Annotated in this window: 4 protein-coding genes and 1 riboswitch; of the genes, 1 reads left to right on the top strand and 3 read right to left on the bottom strand. The window is 61.3% G+C overall.

Going from position 1 to position 3,890, the window contains the following annotated elements; translation table 11 throughout:
• Positions 1–190 precede the first annotated feature (190 nt).
• A riboswitch (TPP riboswitch) is annotated at positions 191–321 on the bottom strand.
• Positions 315–605: a hypothetical protein gene (locus ACFFAR_RS27120; protein ID WP_174363442.1), complete on the bottom strand. Its 291-nt coding sequence runs from the start codon at positions 603–605 to the stop codon at positions 315–317. It overlaps the preceding riboswitch by 7 nt.
• Positions 606–722: 117 nt before the next feature.
• Between ACFFAR_RS27120 and ACFFAR_RS27115 the strand changes: the two genes are divergently transcribed.
• Entirely contained in the window at positions 723–1,829 is a 1,107-nt protein-coding gene (locus ACFFAR_RS27115; RefSeq protein ID WP_375508812.1) for an EamA family transporter, read from the top strand.
• A gap of 106 nt (positions 1,830–1,935) precedes the next feature.
• Here ACFFAR_RS27115 and ACFFAR_RS27110 read toward each other — a convergent pair whose 3' ends face one another.
• Complete coding sequence (locus tag ACFFAR_RS27110; protein ID WP_056352444.1) at positions 1,936–2,076, bottom strand: entericidin A/B family lipoprotein; 141 nt, start codon at positions 2,074–2,076, stop codon at positions 1,936–1,938.
• Positions 2,077–2,390: 314 nt separating this feature from the next.
• Positions 2,391–3,785: a sensor histidine kinase gene (locus ACFFAR_RS27105; protein ID WP_375508811.1), complete on the bottom strand. Its 1,395-nt coding sequence runs from the start codon at positions 3,783–3,785 to the stop codon at positions 2,391–2,393.
• Between the last annotated feature and the right edge of the window lie 105 nt (positions 3,786–3,890).

Genomic DNA, 3,890 nt, shown 5'->3' with positions numbered 1-3,890 from the left:
GGTCACGTAGACCTTACGCGAATTGGGCAGCGGCGCGACAGCGGCTTCGTCGACGTGAGCGTCGGCGGACAGGAACTTCGGATTGGCGTTCATGCGGATCTATCTCCATACAAAGCTTTCGTGGGGCCGCTAAGCAGGAGACGAGACGGAAGGAGTCGGAAATCGCGAGAGGTGAGACGGCAAAGGCCAGGTGCGAGATCCGTACGCTTCCCTGCGCTGGCATTATCCAGATCAGGTTCAAAGGGTATTTCTCACCCGCGACACACGGACAATCCCGACAGACAGATTGCGATGTGCAGCGCAGGACCCCCGCGTTAGCAGCCGCAACAATACACCCCGGCGTAGCGTGTTGGCAACCATCTGTAACGATCTCGCGAAAGCGCGCGGCGCTTACTGCATAATGGCGTCCACTGCGTGCTGTCATGGTGTTTTCCCGGATGCGCCCCGAATATTTTCGTGCTGCCCGGTGTCACCTCAAGCGCGCGGCGGTTCGTGCCGGCTTTCGAGCGGGTTCCGAGCTTCGGCATGGTGATGCCCGACCCTTTTTTGCTGCTTCCGACATGTTGTTCTGCCTTGCCCGTTTTGCCGCGATATTCGAGCGGCATGCGCGCCGTTCATCGGGTCCCCGGTTCCTTCCGGCCGGATCGATGCCGGCGGTTCCGAGCATTTCTTCGGATTGGGCCGCACGGCCTGCCGATACTGCCAGCGGCGCGGAGTAACGGATGTCCACGTCGTTGCCGCCGCCGCAGTCTTCATCGACACCTGCTTCTTCGTCTTCTTCGCAGTACATTCCGCCCGCGCCGCAGACTTCGGCGGACGTGTTGCCGTTTCCGCAGCCCACCGCCGATACCCAGGAGACGGGCGCGACGCAACCAGATGCTTTTTCGCCTGATACGGCGCCGCCTCAGCGCCGTCCGTTCAACCTGCCCGGCTATTTCCCCTTCCGGCTTCCAGCAACGAGAGGCGGGCGCATTGCGCTCGCGCTGTTCGTGGTCTATCTGGTCTGGGGCTCGACCTACATGGCCGTGCACTTGTCGCTGGAAGCCTTTCCTCCGCTGATGCTTTCCGGATTGCGCAATCTGTTCGCCGGCATCGGCTTGTTCATTTTTGCGGCGCGGCGCAATCCGGTCTGGCCGAAAGCCGCCGAAGTCCGCAACGCGGCGCTGGTCGGAACGTTGCTTGTGGGTTTATCGAGCGGGATGCTCGCGTTCGGCATGCGTACGGTCGAAACCGGAACGGCCGCCGTGATGGTCGCGACCGTGCCGCTGTTTGCCACGGTCATCGCCGCCATTGCGGGGCGCAAGGTGGCGAAGGGCGAATGGGTCGCGGTCGGGCTCGGGCTGGTCGGCATTGCATTGCTCAATCACGGCGATCCGTCTTCCGGTTCCACGGCAGGCAGCCTGGCTATTCTTTGCGGCGCGGTCTTCTGGGCCGGCGGCTCTCATCTCGCGAGCCGTCTCAAGCTACCTTCGGATCTGCTGGTATCGACTGCCTTGCAGATCGGCCTGGGCGGGCTGATGGCGACCATCGTGGCGTGGGTATCTGGCGAGCGCATCGTGAGCATGGCGTTCACGCCGTTCCTGTCGTATCTCTACCTCATGCTCGTCGGTTCGATGGCCGCCTACGTGGCGTATGCATACCTGATCCGTCACACGAGCCCGATTATCGCGAGCAGTTGCATGTACGTGAATCCGGTCGTGGCCGTGGTTATCGGCGCGGTGTTCCTGGGCGAGGTGATCACGAAGTGGACCGTCATGGCGACGCTGATCATCCTGGCGAGCGTGGGGTTGTCGTTCTGGTTCGATTACAAGCGGCGCGGGCTGGTTTGAGGTTCGAGCGCAAGACGAAAAAAGAGCCTCCGAGGAGGCTCTTTTTTTCACATTTGCATTGCGTTCCCGGCGCGCTCGATCAATTACGCGCCGCGATCCGTTCACATTACTCCGCGCCGTGCTTGTCGGCCGAGTTCGTGAGCGCGTTGCCCGCCTTCGAAATATCCTGACCGGCGCCCGCCGTCGTGTTGCAACCTGCGAGTGCTGCGGTTCCTGCGATCAACAGCAAAGCGATGAGTCGAGTCATGAGCAATTCCCCTTGAGTATGCTGCAATTGATATGGGCAACTGGCCTAGTGTCGATAAGCCGAAAAACCTTGCCCGAAGTCCGAATCCCGGCCATTCAGCGTATTAGCTAACACATCGTGGCTTTGGTTACGAGCGACCCTTGAAACGTCTTCACCTGAATCATGGTTGGCGGCTTCGTTTCGATCGACCACACCGGTCTGAAGAATCTTAAAAAATTGGCCGTCCGCAGGCTGTAGGTGCGGATGTTTTTATCGTGTAGGCTAGCTCTGCAACTTGTGTCGGCGCTGTCCTACACGACTCAAATCAGCCAATGTCACGCCGTAAAATTGCGTACGCGGGGCATGGTCACGCGGATATCGGTGCCATGCGGTTCTCGCCGCTCGATCTCGATGCGCCCGCCGCGCGCGCTCACCCGCTGCCGCATGCCGAGAAGCCCGTGCGTATGCGTGCGCAGCAGATCTTCCGGCCGGATGCCGACGCCGTCATCGGCGACATGCATGGACACGCGCTCATCGTCGAGCGCCAATGCAATCGATACCCGCGTTGCCCGCGCGTACTTCGCGGCATTCGTGAGCGACTCCTGCGCGACGCGGAACAACGCGATCTCCACTTCCTCGCCAAGCTTGATGTCGTCTTCAGGCAACGCGAGGTCGAGCGTCCAGCCGGTGCGTTGCGCGGTCTCGTCGGCAAGGGTGCGAAGCGCCGTGACAAGACCGAAGTTCGCGAGCACGGTCGGGCGCATGTCTTCGATGATCCGCCGCTTCAGCGCTATACCCTGATCCAGGTTGGCCAAGGCGCGGCCGAGTTTTTCGGCCATTGCGGGTTCCACGCTTTTCAGCTTGTTGTTGACCCAGGCAACATCCATCTTGCTTGCCGTAAGAATCGAGCCGAGTTCGTCGTGAAGTTCGCGGGCGAGTTCCGTCTTCTCGTTTTCACTTACCGATTGCAGATGCCACGCGAGCGCTTCGAGTTGGCGCGTGCGCTCGAAGACGAGCTGGTCAAGCTCTTCCTGTTGCGTGATAAGTTTCTGCTGCACGCGGTCCTGCTTGTCGAGCTGGATGCCGAGGTTGCGAAACAGAAGCAAGAACAACACGATGTTGAGCGCACACAACGCGCCCACGCAAAACGTGGAAATGCGCTGGTCGGCGCGGCTTGCATCGAGCGCGGATTGTGCGCGATTTTCCTCGTTGAGGCGCAACAGGGCGAGGGTGGTGTCGAGCGTGTCCGAGGTGGAGGCGGCCTGCGCGTTCAGGCCGGCGTTGATGCGTGCATCGAGGATGGTGCTGAGCTGCCGGAAACTGGTAAGCGCAGTATCGTCGGCCTTGCGACGGTAATAGGCGTCCAGCAATGCCACCGAGTTGCGTATGCGGGCCGCCGCAGCGTTGTAGTCCACGAGAGTCGTCGCGTCCGGCGCCGAATGGAATGCGCGCTCGTCGGCGGTGAGTGACGCAATGTCACCGTTTAGCGCCGTCAACAAGGTGGTCGCGCCTTTGGCCTCGAGCGCGGTCTCGTACTCCGCGGCGATGCGCATGCGGCCGGACTCGAGGATCACGAGACCGCCAACCGTGATCACGATGGCCACGGTCATCGCGACGGCCCAGCTCCAACGGCGCATCCAGCCGTTGATGCGCGCGTTCAGCCGGGCTGCATGGCGCGCGAAGCTCGGGGCCGGGGCCGCCTTGCTGCCGTCGTGCATAGAGGAAGTCATAAGGATCGCCGGGTTTTATGTAGCCAGTGTAACTTTCCGAGTCGGTCGGGGCCGCTGAATCATTACGAAACACGGCAACCCAAGACATTTGAAAGCGTTTGTCGG

This window comes from uncultured Caballeronia sp. (assembly GCF_964243625.1).
Lineage (GTDB): Bacteria > Pseudomonadota > Gammaproteobacteria > Burkholderiales > Burkholderiaceae > Caballeronia.
This window is presented reverse-complemented; position numbering and strand designations above follow the sequence as displayed.